Source organism: Streptomyces angustmyceticus (genome assembly GCF_040701845.1).
Taxonomy (GTDB): Bacteria; Actinomycetota; Actinomycetes; order Streptomycetales; family Streptomycetaceae; genus Streptomyces; species Streptomyces angustmyceticus_A.
Genome location: NZ_JBFBHQ010000023.1, coordinates 38,523 through 55,968, shown reverse-complemented (window position 1 = coordinate 55,968; position 17,446 = coordinate 38,523). Strand labels below are relative to the sequence as shown.

At 68.7% G+C, this 17,446-nt stretch carries 16 protein-coding genes; 5 read left to right on the top strand and 11 right to left on the bottom strand.

Annotation, left to right across the window (positions count from 1 at the left end; genetic code table 11):
• Window positions 1–508: 508 nt before the first annotated feature.
• The gene (locus tag AB0411_RS30425) at window positions 509–2,803 is read right to left on the bottom strand and encodes a PP2C family protein-serine/threonine phosphatase (RefSeq protein ID WP_366420498.1); all 2,295 of its coding nucleotides are present in this window, start codon (window positions 2,801–2,803) and stop codon (window positions 509–511) included.
• 237 nt (window positions 2,804–3,040) lie between these two features.
• Here AB0411_RS30425 and AB0411_RS30420 point away from each other — a divergent pair, with 237 nt between their 5' ends.
• Window positions 3,041–3,256: a hypothetical protein gene (locus tag AB0411_RS30420; protein ID WP_328743597.1), complete on the top strand. Its 216-nt coding sequence runs from the start codon at window positions 3,041–3,043 to the stop codon at window positions 3,254–3,256.
• Window positions 3,257–3,326: 70 nt separating this feature from the next.
• On the opposite strand, the gene AB0411_RS30415 is transcribed toward AB0411_RS30420, so the two are convergent.
• The 6 genes from AB0411_RS30415 to AB0411_RS30390 all read right to left on the bottom strand — a co-directional run bounded on the left by AB0411_RS30415 (window position 3,327) and on the right by AB0411_RS30390 (window position 9,822).
• A complete protein-coding gene (locus AB0411_RS30415) occupies window positions 3,327–4,013 on the bottom strand; it encodes a hypothetical protein (RefSeq protein ID WP_328743596.1) in 687 nt (228 codons plus the stop codon).
• A 52-nt stretch (window positions 4,014–4,065) separates the two neighbouring features.
• Window positions 4,066–4,764 carry a hypothetical protein gene (locus AB0411_RS30410; RefSeq protein ID WP_328743595.1) on the bottom strand — a complete coding sequence of 233 codons (699 nt, stop codon included), beginning with the start codon at window positions 4,762–4,764 and terminating at the stop codon, window positions 4,066–4,068.
• 144 nt (window positions 4,765–4,908) lie between these two features.
• Complete coding sequence (dnaB, locus tag AB0411_RS30405; protein ID WP_366420539.1) at window positions 4,909–6,180, bottom strand: replicative DNA helicase; 1,272 nt, start codon at window positions 6,178–6,180, stop codon at window positions 4,909–4,911.
• A 152-nt stretch (window positions 6,181–6,332) separates the two neighbouring features.
• Window positions 6,333–7,040 (bottom strand): DciA family protein, encoded by a 708-nt coding sequence (locus AB0411_RS30400; protein ID WP_366420497.1) that lies wholly within the window; start codon window positions 7,038–7,040, stop codon window positions 6,333–6,335.
• 26 nt (window positions 7,041–7,066) lie between these two features.
• On the bottom strand, window positions 7,067–8,083 hold the full coding sequence (locus tag AB0411_RS30395; RefSeq protein ID WP_366420496.1) for a hypothetical protein: 1,017 nt from the start codon (window positions 8,081–8,083) through the stop codon (window positions 7,067–7,069).
• Entirely contained in the window at window positions 8,080–9,822 is a 1,743-nt protein-coding gene (locus tag AB0411_RS30390) for a hypothetical protein (RefSeq protein ID WP_366420495.1), read from the bottom strand. The genes AB0411_RS30395 and AB0411_RS30390 overlap by 4 nt, the downstream gene beginning before the upstream one ends.
• A gap of 1,074 nt (window positions 9,823–10,896) precedes the next feature.
• Between AB0411_RS30390 and AB0411_RS30385 the strand changes: the two genes are divergently transcribed.
• Complete coding sequence (locus AB0411_RS30385; protein ID WP_366420494.1) at window positions 10,897–11,547, top strand: HAD family hydrolase; 651 nt, start codon at window positions 10,897–10,899, stop codon at window positions 11,545–11,547.
• A 4-nt stretch (window positions 11,548–11,551) separates the two neighbouring features.
• Window positions 11,552–12,391: a DUF1932 domain-containing protein gene (locus AB0411_RS30380; protein ID WP_366420493.1), complete on the top strand. Its 840-nt coding sequence runs from the start codon at window positions 11,552–11,554 to the stop codon at window positions 12,389–12,391.
• A 7-nt stretch (window positions 12,392–12,398) separates the two neighbouring features.
• Here the strand turns inward: AB0411_RS30380 and AB0411_RS30375 are convergent, their stop codons facing one another.
• The 4 genes from AB0411_RS30375 to AB0411_RS30360 all read right to left on the bottom strand — a co-directional run bounded on the left by AB0411_RS30375 (window position 12,399) and on the right by AB0411_RS30360 (window position 15,791).
• The gene (locus tag AB0411_RS30375) at window positions 12,399–12,965 is read right to left on the bottom strand and encodes a phosphotransferase-like protein (RefSeq protein ID WP_366420492.1); all 567 of its coding nucleotides are present in this window, start codon (window positions 12,963–12,965) and stop codon (window positions 12,399–12,401) included.
• Window positions 12,962–14,002 (bottom strand): AAA family ATPase, encoded by a 1,041-nt coding sequence (locus tag AB0411_RS30370; protein ID WP_366420491.1) that lies wholly within the window; start codon window positions 14,000–14,002, stop codon window positions 12,962–12,964. The genes AB0411_RS30375 and AB0411_RS30370 overlap by 4 nt, the downstream gene beginning before the upstream one ends.
• 209 nt (window positions 14,003–14,211) lie before the next feature.
• Window positions 14,212–15,465 carry a helix-turn-helix domain-containing protein gene (locus AB0411_RS30365; protein ID WP_366420490.1) on the bottom strand — a complete coding sequence of 418 codons (1,254 nt, stop codon included), beginning with the start codon at window positions 15,463–15,465 and terminating at the stop codon, window positions 14,212–14,214.
• A complete protein-coding gene (locus tag AB0411_RS30360) occupies window positions 15,462–15,791 on the bottom strand; it encodes a putative quinol monooxygenase (protein ID WP_366420489.1) in 330 nt (109 codons plus the stop codon). Before AB0411_RS30360 ends, AB0411_RS30365 begins: the two co-directional genes overlap by 4 nt.
• Before the next feature lie 218 nt (window positions 15,792–16,009).
• Between AB0411_RS30360 and AB0411_RS30355 the strand changes: the two genes are divergently transcribed.
• Both AB0411_RS30355 and AB0411_RS30350 read left to right on the top strand, forming a co-directional pair.
• Complete coding sequence (locus AB0411_RS30355) at window positions 16,010–16,396, top strand: hypothetical protein (RefSeq protein ID WP_366420488.1); 387 nt, start codon at window positions 16,010–16,012, stop codon at window positions 16,394–16,396.
• A gap of 259 nt (window positions 16,397–16,655) precedes the next feature.
• The gene (locus AB0411_RS30350) at window positions 16,656–17,432 is read left to right on the top strand and encodes a hypothetical protein (protein ID WP_366420487.1); all 777 of its coding nucleotides are present in this window, start codon (window positions 16,656–16,658) and stop codon (window positions 17,430–17,432) included.
• Window positions 17,433–17,446 lie beyond the last annotated feature (14 nt).

Genomic DNA, 17,446 nt, shown 5'->3' with positions numbered 1-17,446 from the left:
CCGGTCGAAGATCCGCTTGATGCCGCTGCTTGCACGGCGCTTCCAGGTCCGAACTGGTCCTGCCGCTCGCCGACGTGCAGGGCACCTTCCTCGTCGGCGGGCTGCTGACCGTCGGGCCTGCGCGGCCCTGCTCGGCGGGCGGCTACCGCCTGGGGCCCCTTCACGCTCCTGCGGCCAGCTCTCGGTTGACCGCCTGCGTTGACGAGACTGACCGTACGTCCCTCAGCCATTCACACTCATCTGACCTGGGCAGATAGGCACACGATCTAGATAAGCAAGACGACCAGGCCGAAGGAGACCGTTCCCTGCCAGAGCGATCGCATGGCTTCGACGGTACGCACAGGCCGGCCGGGCCGCCGCCCTTCAGCATCTGTCCGAGCGGATGCGTGGTACGAAATGTCCAGCAGTCGGCCGCGGGGGCTACCGCCAGCCTCCCTCACGTCCCGGCCGGACGGGCTGATCTGCGGTCTGGCTTCGGGGCCCCCGCGCCCTCAGGGAAGGAACCGGCTCACGCCTCCGACTTCGGGTGTGCGATGCCGTCCAGCCCGGCGACCAGTAACGCGATGTCGTCATCGCGGTCGCCGGGCCCCAGCATGTCCAGTACCTCGTCGCACAACGGCTCCAGCGGCGGCGGATTGGGGCCCGTCAGCCGGGCCGTCTCGGTCAGCCGCTCCCGCAGCTGCTCGATCCCGGTCCACACGTCACGGATCCGCGACTCGACCAGCCCGTCTGTGTAGAGCACGAGGGTGGCGCCCGCCGGGGCGTCCAGCTCCACCGCCTCGAAATCCACCCCGCCCACTCCGATCGGCGCGCCGGACGGGACCCGCAACACCTCCGCGCGGCCACCGCGGTGCAGCATCACGGGAGGCGGATGCCCCGCGTTCGCGATGACTACCCGGTGCGCGACCGGGTCATAGACCGCGAACAGGCACGTCGCCAGCACCTCGAAACCCAGCTCCCGCGCCAAACGATCGAGTCTGCGCAGTACCTCCTGCGGCGCCCGGTCCTCGCCCGCCAACGCTTGCGTCATGACACGAAATTGCCCCATGACCGCGGCCGATGCCATCGAGTGCCCCATGACATCGCCGACGACCAGCGCCATCCGGCCGCCGGGCAGTGTGAACGCGTCGTACCAGTCACCGCCCACCCGCGCCGTCTCGGCAGCCGGCAGATACCGGCTCGCCAGCCGCACACCGGCCAGCTGCGGCAGCGAGAACGGCAGCATCCTGCGCTGCAACGCGTCCGCCATCCGCGCCTCGCGACCGTAGAGCCCCGCCTTGTCCACGCCCAGCGCGGTGTGCGACGCCAACTGCGCCGCCACCAGCAGATCGTCCCGCTCGAACGCCGGCCGGCCCGGCCGCCGCAGGAACACCGCCGCGCCGATCACCCGCCGCCGCCCGCGCAGCGGGGCCAGGACCACTCGATGCCCGCCCGACAGCCGGGTAATCGGGCCCAGCAGCTCCGCCAGTGCCGTACCCGCCGCCTGCGGCTCCCCGAACACAGGGCGTACCCCCCGCAGCACATCTGCCAGCGCTCCACCGGGCTGCACCTCGACGAGCTCGGGCGCGCTGTCATCCATTGACCAGTCCAGGCCCGGCTGCGCGGGCAGCACCGGCAGCCGGGCACCATTGGAGCCCGGTTCCTCTAGGGTCCGGTCCGTACGGCGCAGCCGCAGCACCACCGGGCCGGTCGGGCGCTCGTCGCCCACCGGCAGCGGGTCACGCAGATACACCAGGATCGCGTCGGCGAACGTGGGGACCGTCGCCCGGCACAGGCCGAGCACGATCTCGTCGAGATCTATGCCCCGATTGATCCGCCGCGTCGCCGCCCCGACGTACCGGACCCGGTCTGTGCCTGCCCGCCGGGAGCGCTCAACCGCTGCTGTCATCTCGCCTGCAGAGTTGTCCGCAGTAGTTCGGGACAACCCCTCCCCCGCTTCGAGAACCTCCCCCGCCACCACTGCGCCGCGATCCGCCATGGGGTGCCAGCCCACCTCGTCGGCGGCTTCCTGCACCGCCTCGTGCTCGCGATCGAGCACGGAACGAACCTTGCCCAGCGCCTCCTCGATCTGTTCGAACGTTGTGCTGGCTGCCGGCCCGTCCGCCTCCCGCACAACCGGGAGCGCATCGAGAACAACGGGTGTGTCCGGTGGCTGACCCTCTTCGGTCCTGAGCTGCGCGAGCTCACACTCCAGCTGTTGGATGCGCCGCGCGGCATGATCCGCGACCCGCTGGGCGGTGTCACGCTCGCGCTCGGCCCTGCTCAGTGCACCGCGCAGATCGTGCTCCTGAACCACCGCCCGCTCCAGATGCTGCTCCACGAGAGCAAGCTGCGCGGGGGCCGGGGGCACAGCGATCTGCAAGCCATCGACCTGCCGTTTCAGATCCGAGATCGTGGCCTGCGCCTGGCCGAGCAGGACAAACACCATGGTGGCCATCTGCAGAGCTTGAAGGCGACCACGCTCGCTCGCCTGGAACGCCTGCCGGGCCCGATCGATCTCCTGGTAGGCGGCAATCGTCCGGTCCTTGGCCTCCAGCAGCTCGCGGGCCACCGACGGCAACGCGTCACCGCTCACCGCCGTGGGCGCGGTCTGGGCGGCGTCCCATAGCTCCCGCAGCGGAGCGAGCCGGTCTTGCGTCTGTGTTGCAGGTTCGCCGGGGAAACACACATCGGCTGCCGCTTCGACGAGCTCCCACGGCAATTCCTCGCCGGAGAGCAGGTCGCGCAGCTTCCGAAGGGGCGGCACATGCTGGTCATGAAAGTGGTCAGGGGTCAGTCGGCGGTGAAAGCCCGTCACGGTCACAGATGCCTCATCCAACCAGCACCGGACCGTCTCCACGAGGCGGTTCATCTCCGCGCAGTTGCCGCGTGCCGGAGCCCACGGCCGGCCCGCCCTCTTCACACCCATCACTCACCACAGTTGTCCCGGGACAACCCCACGTTGTCGCCTGCACAACATCCAACCGCTTCGAAGACCTCCTCCGCAGGTGCATCGTCAGACATACAAGCCAGCAACGACGCACCTCACAAGGAGAATCAGATGTCCGCCGCCTCCACCGACGGCCCCCCGAACCCCACCCGCTTCACCACCAGCAGCATCCGCTGGCTGCTGGCCATGGCAGCACTGCTCACCGCACTCGCTGTCGTGCTGCTGATCCTGACCGGGCACATCGAACTCGTCGGGCCCGTGGCCGGACTCGGCGCGGCGATCGTCGGCGGAACGGCCATCAAGGTCACCATCCAGATCCGCCGCTGAACCATTCGGCGCTGCCGGCGCGCTCCACCAGTCGTCGGCTACGTATTCCAGGTCGAGTGTCTGCCAAGGTTCAGAAGGTGATCTTCGACTGGTCGTTCACGACCACGCTCACTGGGGCCTTCGGGCAAGCCTGTTGCCTCTTAGCATCGGTCCAGTAGACCTTGAAATCGGATGTGCCGTAGCAAGGGTCGAGTGCTGTGTCGCAGTACTGGCAGAGCTGCTGCGACGTCGCGGATGCCTCGGCGCAGTCGCAGGGGAGCCCCTTGTGCTTGCGGGTATCCGGGCCGTCGCAGCGGCCGCACCATTTAGGGCGCCGAGGAGCGTGTCGCCCGGGTACGACGGAAGGCGACGACGTTGTGTGCTCCGCCTTGGCTTGCTCGGTGGTGCCGGGGTGGTACAGCCGGTATTCACCGACGCCCTTGGTAGCGTCGCCCGTAACGCCGTCCGCGTCCGTGGTGAGGGGTACGGCGGTGCCGTCCGCGTGCACAGTCCACGCCAGGATTCGGTCGGTCCAGGTGTTGCCTTCGGCGTCCTTGCAGTCGACCAACCAGCCGTCGCCGGGAACAGCGGCCACGATGGGGGCTTCGTATTCGTCCACGCGGACGAAGTTTCCGCATTCCTCGGCGCGGACCAGTCCGAGGCTGCCGACGACCATGGGGTGGCCGTCGTCGTCCCACGCGATGACCGGGCGGGTGGCGGTCGGCCGCCCCTCCGCGGTCTCGTACTTGGCGTAGTGAGATCGGGTGGAGGGGATCACGCTGTCTCCGTTCGGGAATCTGGCAAGCAGTAGGCGGGGCACAGGGAGTGTGTCAGGTGTTGCTGGCGTCCAACGGCTCCCACAGCAAGGTCGAGAGGGTGCCGGTCCGGTACTCGTGTGGATCGACTTCCAGGCGCGCCTCGACCGACTCCGGACTGGTGCGTGCGACCACGAGGGTTGGCTTGCAGACGTCCGTCATCACCATCGCTGGGTGATCGACGTGAAGCCATTTGAACAAGGGGCGGGACAGGTCAGGCACGGGGTCGACGACTGTTGTGAAGAGGGTGGGAATCTCGACCCGGACGTCGCGGACAGTCCACATCAACCGGTCTCCCCACGATTCGTTGGTGGGGTCGTCGATGGGGTCGTACGGAGCGTCGTCCCACTGGGGCTCAGGATCTTCCTGCCGTAGCCGCTCGAAGCGCTCTATGACGATGAGGCGCGGCTGCTGGCCCGCGATGAGCTTCTTGGCGCTGGCGTTGAGCTGTGTTGCGGTCGGCGCAGGAGTCTCATCGATGAGGAGCTTGGTCGGGGGTGTGGCCGGCGGATACCCGGTGAAGAGGACGACGGGGATGCCGGCTCGCGCGGCGTGGACGGCGATATCCCGGCCGACCTTTGCTTCGCGGCTCCCGCGCTGGGCGATGATGCCGACCTTGTGGCGGAAGTTGAGTTCGGCGAGTTGAGTCAGGTCGGGCCACGGCGTGGGCATCATTTCCGCCGGGTCCTGTACGTCGCCGATGATTTCTGTCATCCCATCTCCGCTTCTTGAGATTCGGTTCGGGCCAGGTGTTCAGCGGTGGGTGCGATGGCTACCGCGCGGCTGTGAGCTGCCGGCATGTCGTGTGAGGGCGTCGTGTGGAGATTTGCCGCGTTGGCTTGTCAGCGTTTGCTCGTTTCAGGTCTGTGCCATGTCGACGAAGCGTGAGTAGTGCCCCTGGTAGGCAACGGTGATCGTGGCTGTGGGGCCGTGGCGGTGCTTGGCCACGATGAGATCCGCTTCTCCGGCGCGAGGCGAGTCCTCCTCGTAGGCATCTTCGCGGTGGATGAGGATGATCAAGTCGGCGTTGTCTTCCAAAGCACCGGAGTCTCGTAGGTCGTTGACCTGCGGTTTCCTGTCTGGACGCTGTTCGGGGCTCCGGTTGAGCTGTGAGATGGCGACGATGGGAATCTCCAGCTCCTTGGCCAGGAGCTTGAGGCACCGTGAGATTTCGGAGATCTCCTCGTACCGGGAGGCGAAGGGCCGGGTGCCGTAGCTGATCAGGTTCAGGGCGTCCACGACGATGAGGCGGATGTCGCGCTGGCTGCGCAGGCGTCGGCAGTGTGCGCGCAGGTCGGTGAGCGTGGCGTATGCGCCGTCCTGGATGTAGAGGGGGGCGGCGGAGACGTCGGGCATGCGCTTGGCCAACCGTGTCCAGTCGTCGTCCGTCATCGTGCCGGAGCGCATTCTGTGCAGGGCTACGCGTGCTTCGGCTGCGAGCAGCCGCATGGAGACTTCGTGTCTGCCGGCCTCGAGTGTGAACAGAGCTGAGGGGAGGCCGGATTTGAGGGAGGCGGCGCGCAGGAAGTCCATGGCAAGGGTCGATTTGCCCATGGCGGGGCGCCCGGCGACGACAATCAGCTGTCCTGGCTGGAGCCCTCCGGTGAGTGTGTCGAGATCGGTGAAGCCGGTGGGGACTCCCGCGATCTGGCCGGTGCTGCCGACGGCTTCGATCTCGTCGAGGGTGCCTTCCAGCACCTCGGCAAGCGAGTAGGCGGGCGGCAGCCCGTGGCGGCCGCGGGCGGTGGCGGCGAAGATCTCGGTCTGCACGGCGTCAGCGATACGGTCTGCGTTGTCCGCGGTGCCTTCGGCGACAAGGTTCTCGATGTGAACGGCGGCCACTTTGGTGCGGCGCAGCACGGCGGTGGCCTGGACCCGCTCGGCGTCCTTGAGCCAGGCCTTTCCGCGTCCGGACCTGCTTGCCAACGTGTGCAGGTATTCCGTGCCGCCTGCCTTCGCCAGCTGCTTGCGTGCCCTGAGTTCTGCTCCCACCGATATGGGGTCGGGGGCTTGGCCCTGGGCGTAGAGATCCAGAATGGTGGTGTAGATCAGCTCGTGAGCGGGCCGGTAGAAGTCGTGACCGTGCAGAACTTCGACGATGTCGGCGATTGCATCGGAGGACAACAGCATCGCGCGCAGGACATTCTTTTCCGCGTTCAGGTCGCTGGGAGGCTGTGGCGGTTCGGTCTCGTCCTCAGCCACGTTCTCCCCCTTTGCTGACCAGACAACTGCCCCGTTATCTGGGCAAGCCTAGTGAGCGCGAGCGATCGTCTTGGACGGTTTCACGCCGCCTCGCGACGCCGGGCCAGGGCGCGGGCTCGGGCCAAGGCGCGGGTGTGAACGGTCCTCGGGGCGCGTGATTCGGCGTGGTGGTAGGCGAAGAGGTCTTCAGCCTCGCGTGGTGTCTGCCGGGCCTGGCGCTCGAGCGCCGCCTGCAGATCTGGGTCGGCCAGGAGGCCGGCTCTCGTCGAGTTTGGATAGTTGGCTTGTTTCTGCTGTTCCAGGGCAGCCGTCGTACTGCGATTGCCCTTTGTCGTCCCCTCAGTTCCGGGCGGGAGGAGACGGATGGTCTGTACCGTCTCGCGCTCCAGGTGCTTGTTGACCTGCCGGATGATCTGCGGCACGAGCAGACGGGCTTGTGTCGCCCAGGCCGTTGAGGCGGGGCGCAGTGCGAGGGCGCCGGTGGCGGGGTCGAAGGCGATGGCGGTCAGGCCTTTGGCGAGATCACCGATCATGGAAGGCCATTGGCTGACCAGGTTGTCGTCAACGGAGGCGAGCCAGTTGTTTTTGGCGAGGAGTTCGCTGATAGCGGCGCCCAGGGACACGGCCTCGGAACGGCCCGCCCGTCGAGAGCGGGGCATGCGGCCGGGGGGCTGGTTGCGATTGCGTCGGGCATCGGCCCGTGCAATGCGAAGGGCTGTGAGCGCCATATCCGCGCCGGAGCCGAATAGCTGCGCTTCCGTAGCGGGGCGGTGGGGCGGGTAGTCCATCTGACCTCCTGCGCGCGGTGGGGAGCTCATGGCCGGGAAGAGGTCGAGCAGGTATTCGCCTGGGCAGGGTTGTGGCGGCGACGGCAGGAGGTGCACCACGGCCAGTCGAGGCATGCGGGGCATTGCGTGTGAGGTGGCAGGACAGGCAGGCCGCACGACCCGCTCCTGCCGGTGCACTCGCCCATGGGCGGCCGGTAGGCAACGGCCTCGGTGACCGTACGGTCCGCAGCTGGGCCGGCTTCGCCGTCCTCTGGGTGCTCTTGTGCAGCCGGCGTGGTCAGGACGCGTCCGCTGTTGCATACGGCACAGGGCGTGTCGTCGCGGTCGGGGCGGTCGGGCGGCGCCGGGTGCCATCCGTCCTCGCATCGGCCGGCACAGTCGGCGGGGGCCAGAAGCCACACCGCGACATCGTCGGGCCGGTAGCCGTCCTGCTGCCCGTCTGCGCTGCGGGTCAGAGGGCGGCCGGCCCAGCTCCTCCACCAGCGGCGCTCGATCCGGGCGGAGAGTTGTACAGCCGAGCGCCACCGCAGCTCTTCGTAGATGGTCTCCACGACGGCGGGCGGGACGGCGCCGCCGCAGGCCCTGACGAGCTTGTCGGGCAGCGCGGCCAGCACGGCACGAAGGGGGTCGGCCGCGGTCGCCGCTTCCTGACAGGCGTCGCACTGGTCCCACCCCCAGGACCGGGGAAAGTAGGTGAGGTTCCATTTGCGGCGGCGGTCCTTGCGGCGCTCCGGTTCGACGTGCGTGATGCCGGAAGCGAAGTCCGGCCGGTTCGGAAGTGGGTTGGAGCAGGTGCGGCAGCGGCCCTGGCAGGCGCGGCACCGGTCGCCATTCGACGTCAGGGCCTGGCAGGTGGGGCACTCCCGACGGCACACCTGGCACAGGTGATCGTCCGGGTGCGGCTGGGGCAACCAGCGGTGCTCTCCCTGGCAGCGCACGCAACGCCGGGGGTCGGTCTCCTCCCGGTGGGTGGGCAGAATCGGCTGTCCGGGGCACTGGTCGCAACGGACGATGGTCCGGTCGGCGGTGTAACGCAGACTCATGCGGCGCTCCCGGCGTGGTCCTTGGCTACATGGGCGGCAAGCTGGTCAGCGTAGCGGCTGAGGACGGCGCACCAAGTGGCCGTCGCTGCCGATACCCGGCGTGCGTGCTGGGCGTCAGTCTCCGCTTCGGTCGCCGGAGTGTAGGCGGCGCAGGCAGCCTTCTCCGCGACACGGACGGCCTCCGGAGCGACAACCGCCAGCACACCAAGCTGTTCACGAACCGAAGCCGGCAACTGCAGTGCAGTCTTGGCAGATTGCCGCGCCGACCGGACCGCCGACGCCTGCGGACAAAGTGGCGGCTTCGGCGTTGGGGCATCCGCAGCCAACGGGGCATGCTCTGCCTCTACCTGCGGGGGCCGTGCAGCTAGGGCAGCTTCCAAAGCGCGCCGGGCCTGAACTGCCTCCTGCCATTGCAGCACCGCCAGCTCGCACGCATCGCAGCGCACCCTGTCGGTGGCCTTGGCACGCACCAGGCCCCGGCAGCCGCGGCGCGCACACGGGAGCGACGTCATCCCGCCCGGCGTATAGGGCAGGCCGATGCGCAGCACCCACGACAGGCCATCCCGGCGGAACGCATAGGGCCGCTCGGGGTCACCGGTTGCCAGGGGCTTGAGACGTTCCCGCAGCCGTGCCGCGATCATCGCGTCGTCCTCACCGTCGACCAGCAGCCCGCCCACCAGCCGCTCCAGACGATCACGCTGGTAGCCGCTGGCCGACGGGACGATGCGAGCAAGGATGTCTGCGACCTGCGGGACCTGGTAGCCCAGAGCCCATCCCAGGGGAGAAGTGTCAGGTTGAGGAGATGGGTGCCGCCGCCCTTCCGCGCGCAGCGCGAAACCACCCGAAGTCGTCATCCGCACCACTGCGTCGGCTGACGACTTCCGAGGCCCGGCGCCCTCTACTACCGGTAGGTCGCCTACGGCGGAGGAGCAAAACGCGCGCTCGTCATCAGGTGAGTCAGTCCTAGGTGATTCCCTATTCGCGAGGGATCCCTCACCAACCAGCGAACCCGATCCCTCACCAACCAGGGGACTGCTCGAGCCCTGCGTGGGGTTGTCCACAGGCTCCTGCCGGCACTCTTTGGAGGCCTGCGACGCGTCCGCGAGCGGCTGCTCGGCGACCTCCTCAGCGGCCGTTGGGGCGATGTCATGGGCGACGAACCGGTGACGTCCCTGCGTGCCCGCGCGCCGCTGCACCGTCACCCACCGCGCGGCCTCCAGGCCGTCGACAACCTCACCTGCCGCCGTCGTGGTGATGGGCTGGCCGGCCCGCTTGCCCGAGTGGTGCAGCAGGTGCCCGGCCAGCTCGGCCTCGGTCAGCGCCATGCGCATCTGTTCCGCGTACGCGATGACCGCGTACGCCCTCAGCTGCCGGGGGGTGAGGTCCTCCGCGGCCGCCACCGGCAGCCACACGAATGCCTCCGCTCGTTTCATCGGCCGGACCGTGCGCATCGCCGACGTACCCCGCCCGCCCCGCATCGTCCGCCGCTGTGAGCGCAGCTCGATCACACCGTCCGACGCCGGACGCGACAACGCCTTCAGGCCCCGCTCCACCGACGGCTTCGACAGCCCCAGGTACGACGCGATCGTCTCCGCCCGCGCCTGGCACCCCTCGGGCCGCGCCCCGAGGGCTTTGACCTTCACGTAGACGGACAGCGCGACGTCGGGTGCCGCCGACGACACCAGCCGCATCGGCACCCGAACCCGTTGCCGGCGAACCGGCCCCTCCGTGACCGTCATCGGCCCACCCCCACAGAGGTGGGTGCGGCCAGGGCGCCGAGCTGGAGGACAGCAGACGAGATGTACGAAGGGGGCAGACGCTGAGAGGGGGCTCGAGACGGGCTTGCGCAGGCCGTCGCTCCCGCCTCGCGGAATACAGCAGTAGAGAGCCGGCGTGCGGATTTGGCCACGCGTGGCGCAAAAACATACCCGTCGGGAGTGTTTTCGATCGAACGAAACGGGCTAATACCGGCCAAGCGGACACACTCGGGCTGACAATCCAGCCCTGCATCGTGCACTATGACGAGACCTACCAATCAAAAAATGGACCATGCCGCTCCCGCCCCGCGGGAACGAACCGGGGCTCACGTCTCGGGCTGGGGATCACCTCCTTGGGCGTGTGGTCTTGCTGAGAGCCCCTTGGCGGGGGCCCGCAGCCGGTTGGTGGGCCTTGGCTAGAGGCCCGCGTGTTGGCCCTGGCTAGGGGCCGCTGCAACTCCCCACTTGGCGGTGGGGAACGGTGGTGGAACTGAGAGAGAACAAACGGCTCGATGAGCCGGAGCTCAGGACCCGGGTGCAACCGGACTGAGCGAGACGGGCCGACGGCGCCGCAGAGGGTGGCTAGTCCACTCCAGGCGCCCGGCCGATGACCTAGGTCATCCCAACCCCCCAACTACGGAGGCTGGCGTCAGCATGCGCAGATAGCGCCAGAACGAATCGATCATGATGTGCAAACGGCGTAGCGCGCGGTGGAGTTCCAGAAATCCGGGTACTCTGCATACCGCGATCACCTCCTAACCAGGTGCGTCGCCGGGACGGGTTACCCGTCCGAGAGCCCCCGTGGACCCTGCCAGGTCCTTGGGGGCTTCTACTTTTAAGGATCAAGCCAGGGGTCACCCTACTCGTTTCCGCCCCACCCAAGTGCACGAGCGCACGAAGTGTCGGAAGCGGATCTGTCGGCTGCCACCGGCCCGTCAGGCCCTCCCGCACGCAGGCCGCTTGCAGGCCCGGGCGCGCACTCCAACTGCACTCCGACCTGACGAGGCATGGGGCCGTTCCGTCTCTGCGCACGGGCTCCGGGTAGGGTCCCAGACCGTGGCTAGGCTCGTGCTTTTCGATCTCGACGGCACTCTCGTCGACCGCAACGCGGCTTTCAGTGACGCCGTCGCCAGCTTGTGCCGTAGGCACGAATTCCGGCCCGAGATTGAGAAGTGGCTTCTCGTCGAGCTGGCCGATCGCGCGAACCCAGTCGACTTCACTCGCCTCCGTCGGACGTTCGGATTGACCGAGCCCGCCGCACAGCTCTGGCAGGAATACATCGACCTCATGGCTGGCTCCGTCACCTGCCGACAACCCGTCCTCGAGGGACTGGTCCGCCTCCGTGACGCTGCATGGACGATCGGCATCGCTACCAACGGCGGGGCCGACATCCAGCGCGCCAAGCTTGCCGCAACCGGCATCGCCGACCTGGTAGATGGTGTCGCGGTCTCCGGCGACCTGGAGGTGCGCAAGCCGGACATGCGCCTCTTCGAACTCGCAGCGTCCCGCTGCGGCGCCAGCCTCGCGGACGGCGGCTGGGTGGTCGGCGACAACCCGGCTGGGGACATCGGCGGCGGCCACCAGGCCGGCCTGCGCACCATCTGGCTGCGCGGCCGCCCATGGCCGGACGACCTTCGCGCCGCGCACCACGTCGTCGACGACGTCACCGACGCCATCGCCATCCTGCTCAACGAGACCTCGGAGTAGCACCGTGGCCCAACCGACCGTCGGCATCCTCCACCCCGGCAGCATGGGCGCTGCCGTCGCCGCCTGCGCCGTGGCGAACGCGGCCGAGGTCCTGTGGTGCGCGGCCGGGCGCAGCACCGCCTCTGCGGCCCGCGCCGAGCAGTTCGGCCTAACGCCGGTGCCCACGTTGCGCGAGCTGCTGGACCGCAGCGACATCGTCATCAGCCTCTGCCCGCCGGCCGCCGCCGAGGACCTGGCCCGCGACGTCGCCCAGCACCGCTTCACCGGGGTGTACGTGGAGGCGAACGCCATCAACCCCGAGCGGGCGCAGCGGATCGCTGCGCTGCTCGGGCCGGACGCGACCGTCGTGGACGGCGGCCTCGTCGGCTCCCCGCCGGTCGGCGGCAAAACACCGACCTTGTACCTGTCCGGCCCGGACGACGCGACCGAGCGGATCGAGGCGCTGTTCGCGGGCACCGATGTCCGGACGGCGGTGCTGGGCACGGAGGTCGGAAAGGCATCCGCGCTGAAGCTGGCGTACGCGTCCTTCCAGAAGACGTCGCGGGTGCTGGTGGCGCTCGCGGTCGGCATGGCCCGTGAGCACGGTGTCGACCAGGCGCTCCTCGAGGTCGCCGCTCGGCGGACCGACTCGTATCTCTCCGAGCCGGGGTACATCGCCAAGACGGCGTCGCGCGCCTGGCGCTGGGGCCCGGAACTGGACGAAGCCGCCGACGCGCTCGCGGCCGCCGGCCTCCCCGCGGAGATGCTGCGCGCAGCCGCGTCCACGCTGGCACGGTGGAACGACGCGAAGGACGCCCAGGAGCTCACGCTCACCGACGCCCTCGACCGACTCGCCCAGCCGTAGCCCACGCTCATACCGACGCCGCTCCCGCCCGCCGCATCAGCAGCTGGTCAATGAGCCGCGCCGCCTCCTGCGGTGACACCGCGGTGGTGTCCACGGTCAGATCCCAGGCCAGGTCCGGGTGCGCGTCCAGGTCCTCGTGGGTCGCGTCCCACGCCGCCAGGCGCGCCGTGGTGTCGCTGTCCCCGCGGCCGGCAGACCGCTGCGCGGTCACCGTGCGCGGGCACCACAGCAGCACCACCGACCAGTCGGCCGTGTAGCCGTCGACCAGCGCTCGGATGCCGTCGACCTGCCCGAGATGCACCACCGGCACCCCGGCCGCGAACGAGTCGTCCAGGCCGGGCCGGTCGATCACGTACGTGTTGCCGTACCTGGAGTTCGCGTAGACGACATCGCCCGCGGCCTCCAGCTCGCGCAGCCGCTCCGCGGCGCCCATCCGGTAGCCGGAGGACTTGCCCGTCCCGACCTTGAGTCGCGCGAACTGCGCGTACCGCGGGCTCTGCTTGGTGAGCGCGGTGGTGACGGTGTCCTTGCCCGCCGCCGGTGGGCCGTAGAGGATCACGCCCTGCCGACTCATGCGTACACCGCCCCCATCGCCTGCCGAGCCTGGTCCGCGAGCGACACAGCGGCCCCCAGCCGGTTGTCGACGACCAGGTGCGGCACCGCCGGGCGCAGCTCCAGATCGATCGTGGACATGTAGTCCTCCCACCGCGACAGCTTCCACGCATCCCGCGCCGCGGAGCGGAAGCCGATGTACTCGCGCATCGACTCCTCATCGCAGCGCACCCACACCGGGAAGACGTCGACGCCCAGCGAGCCTGCGCGGTTGGTCAGGCGCTGCATCCAAGCCGCGTCCGTCATCTCCGCGATGAACGGTGCGCTGAGCACCGTGCTGATCCCGCATCGGATGTTGGCCATGGCCGACTGCATCAAGCAGTCGTACTCCACCGGCCGAACGTTCTCCCGGTAGAGATCGGTATGCCGGTCGTTGGCATCACCACCCAGCGCGACCAGCAACTTCTCCACAAGCGGCCGCGTCAGCGGGTCCTTATCGAGCAGCGGCCAGCCGGTGAGCTGGACCAAGAACCGAGCCAGCTCGGTCTTCCCGCTGCCGGCGAACCCACCGACCAGAATCAGGACAGGGCGGTGCGGGTCCCCACCGGTGTGCCGGCGCTTCCAGGCATCGATGATGCGCTGCTGCAGAGCGAGGTGGTCGGCGTCCCCGCTGCCGGGTGCGATGCGGTGAATGGCTCGTTCGACGGCCAAGACATGCGACCCGTTGAGGCGGTCGTCCATCGGCGTGAGCTTGAAGGACGTCTCCTCGCCCGGCAGCGCGGCGCGGAACCCGAGGTCGGGCTCGGTTGCCCGGTAAAGGAGGCAGTAGGCGCGACGGTAATGCGGGCCCGGGTAGACCTCGCCCTGCTCGTGCTGCCACAGAGTCTGCGGATTCGCGGCGGGGATGCCCTTCAGTTTGGCCTGCTCGGCGACCTGCCGAAGCTGCTCACCCGCCCTCTCCAGAGTCAAGCCGTGGGCCTCCCGCTGCTCACGCAGCTGGTCCGGCCTCCAGCCTGCTCGGTTGAGCTTCCCCACCCTGTTCCCCTCCGTCATCGTCATGGCCGCGAGCCTAGGTCGCGACCCCCAAATTCCATGTGTACGCGGATGTTGAAAACCCGTGAACGAGAGTGCGCACGAGCTTGCACAAGCCTCTGTGATGTTCCGTTTCCGTCACCGCCGGTGTGATTGCCCCACACACCGACGAGGTCGAAGGGGGCGCAGAACCAGTGGTTACTCATCATCAGGGCGACTGCCGGGACGGATCCGAACTAGTCCAGGGCATCAGCTCTCTCGGCGAGTTTGAGCAGTTCGCGCGATGCGTTTGGCCCTGCGACCAGGACAAGCTCCCGAATGGCTGCGCGAGCGGACCGATGGGTCTGGATGATCTCGGGTGCGATGGCCTCAGCCCGCAACAGGCAGTCGAGAGCCTCGCCGCCCTGGCGCCTCTGTGCATGTGCACGCCCGAGGTCCATCAGGAGCCGGCCTTGCCGCTCGGGCGAGAGTTCGGCGGCGTTAATGGTGAGTCCGATATCCAGCGCCTCGCCCGCGTCTCCCAGATCAACGGCGGTGCTGACCGCCTGGATCTCGACGTTGACTGGGCCGAACTCCAAGTTGAAGTCGTTGCGGTTCTCGCCGAGCTGTGCGGCGATGGCACGGGCCTTGGCGATCTCTTCCTTTGCTTCTGCCCGCGCGCTGGCGCGGGCTCGAACGAGCGCAAGGGCCAGATGGAGGGAGCCAAGTACGGACAACGACTCCGCCGACTGGTTGCTCTGCTCCCCCAGCGCGCTGATCGCGGTCTGAGCAGCGTGTTCGGCCTGGCCGAGAACGCGGAGACGCACGAACGCCTGCACCATACGGAACACGCTGGCGCAGACGTGAAGAGGATTGCCGGATCGCTCGGCTGCCAAGACCGCACGATCGGCGGCCACCCACGCTGCGTCTGCCTCGTCCTGCCGAACGAACGCCGCGGACAGAGCTTGGTAGGCACGGGACAGCAGCAGGTAAAGCTCTGCCTGATGCTCGTCGGGAGCTGTCCGGACCGTTCGCTCCAGCTCGGGAAGCAGCTGCACTGCAAGGGCGCTGACCTGTGCCAACTGCCCGGCGTGTGTCAGGTCCCAGAGATCGGCAATGTCGCTGCGGAGCGACTCCAGGCCCCTGGCCGGGGCGGAGCCAATCTTGCCGGAGAGCAGGGTCCGCAGCGCGGGGTGTCCGGACAGCAAGCGGCGGGTCTCGTCCAAATCGTTGGACAGCGACTGAGCGGCGGGTGCTTGTGATGGCCCGTCTGCCGGAGTGCTGGGAAGCAGGTGCTGGACGGACACGCCCAGCTCGTCAGCGATCTGCTGGAGCAGATCCATCCGTTGGACGGGCTGTACGCCGCGCTCGACCTGAGAAAGCCAGCTGCTGGTCTTCCCCAGAGCGGCCGCGAGCTCTGCCTGCGTGCGCTTCCTTTCCTTCCGGAACTTCTGGACGCGCTGGCCGAAAGCCCGGTCCTGCGGATCGACGTCCTTGCCGGTTGGCTTCACGACTGCTCCGTCCCGGGACTCTTACTCAGGGCCTTCAGCTCATCAAGGAACGTCACTTCGACATTGCTCAGGAGCGGCTCACGGGCCGCGAGGAAGTGCCGAGTGTGGGCGTGTCCCTCGTGTGCCTGGAACGCGGCTCGGTCGGCATACAGCTCGTAGAACACCCGCACCAGGGGCTCTTCCACCGGGGTGTGCACCGCGTAGACGAGCGTGCCGGCCTCGGTGCGAACACCGTCGATGGTCTGCGCGACCAGGTCGTCGAACTGCAGAGCAGCCGAGGTGTCTCGCAGGGTGAATCGCACCAACAGTGCGTATCCGCTGGCCACGAAGTCTTCCTCTCCACATCGCGAATGCATGCACACATTCTCACACCTAAAGCGCTAGTGCTAGTTAGTAGCGCAAGTGTTGACTAGCACTTTCAGTGCTACTACTGTCCTGGGTGTTCCGCCCCGCAAGGGACGGGCCGCCAGAAGGCGCTTGTTCGGCCTGCCCGGATGCACCTGACCCGCCGCTGCCGCGGTGCCTATCGAAGGGAGCACCACCCATGAACGTCACCCGCCGCCTCGCCACCGAGCACTTCGACACCGAGACGCTCGCGCTCCTGGAGGCGATCGAGGTACCGCTCCCCGACTTCGCCGGCCTGGACCTGGACATCGCGTTCGGCACACCGCTGGAGATGTACGAGCTGGTGACCACGGACGAGCTGGCCAAGTGGGACGCCGCAGCCGCGATGCCGAAGGGCAAGACCAAGGCGCGCAACGAGGTCATCGCGGAGTCCGGGGCGCGCCGGGACGCGGCGCGGGACATCGTCGCGGCGGACCCGTCGATCACCGCCCGGGTGCGCGAGCGCCTGGTCGACGTACTCCTCCCCTATGCCGCGCAGCTGCGCATCGCGCCGCGGGCCACCGAGCCTCTGCCGCTCACGGCCTGACGCCGCCGGGTCCTCACGGACCCGGCTCCCCCACCCGGAACCGCCCGCGGGCGGCGCCGGATGAGGGAGCCGGACCACGGCCCCAGAACAACTTCAGAGCCCGTAGAGCTTTTCCGAGGTGACGAACCACGAGATCCCTCGCCGGCTACGGGAGCACCACCTCACCGTGAGCGGTGTCCACGCCCCAGGACTGCGTCATCGGCCTGGCACGCGGAGACCGCCCTCGTCCCCCCTTCCGCGACCTCATTTGGGAGCTCTCATGAAGCCCAATCTGACCCGCGAGCCTTTGAAGATCAGCACCCTTCCCTTCCACCACCTCCAGCTGCGCGACGGTGAGCGTCGCGCGATCGTCTGCCCCGATTGCCAGGAGTGGCATCCGCTGCGGCGCGGCGTTGTCTGGCCCCACCGCCTGGAGCGCACCGAGCGCGCCAAGAACGCTGCTAAGTGCCCGGGTTCGGCGCGCCGGGTCGTCATGAACATCGACGTCGAGAGTTGGGGCCAGGCCATGGCCGAGGCGTCGGCTTCTGTGGTGGGGCGGCGCAGCACGAAGGTGGTCCGTAAGCCGAAAGCTCCGGTTGCAGCCCCCGTCGGTCGGCTGGCTGCTGTCATCGCGTCTCAGGGCCCGACGGCCGTGTCGCGGCTCGCTGTTGTGCTGGAGCGGTCCCGCGGCGCCGTTGCGGCGCACCGGGTCGCCTGCACGACGTGCTGCAGCGGCGCACGATGTGCGGCGGGTGGTGAGCTGGAGCGGCGGCGCGCTGAGACCGAGGCCACGTGGACCCTCGCTCGTGAGCATCAGGCGCGTGCCGAGGCCGCCGAGGACAAGCGCCAGCGACGCCACCGCGAGCAGCAGGGCCGCACCCGGCGTGCGCAGTGGCAGAACCAGAAGCCGCCCGTCAAGTGGGAGGCGCCCGCGGGGACCGTCGCGCCGATTGGCGGCGTCGATGTGCCGCTGGAGCCGCAGGACCTGGAGGCGCACGACCGGCGCCAGGCCGACCTGGGCAAGCAGTACGGCCGGAAGGCCCCGTCGGCTGCCTGACCCGCACACCGCGA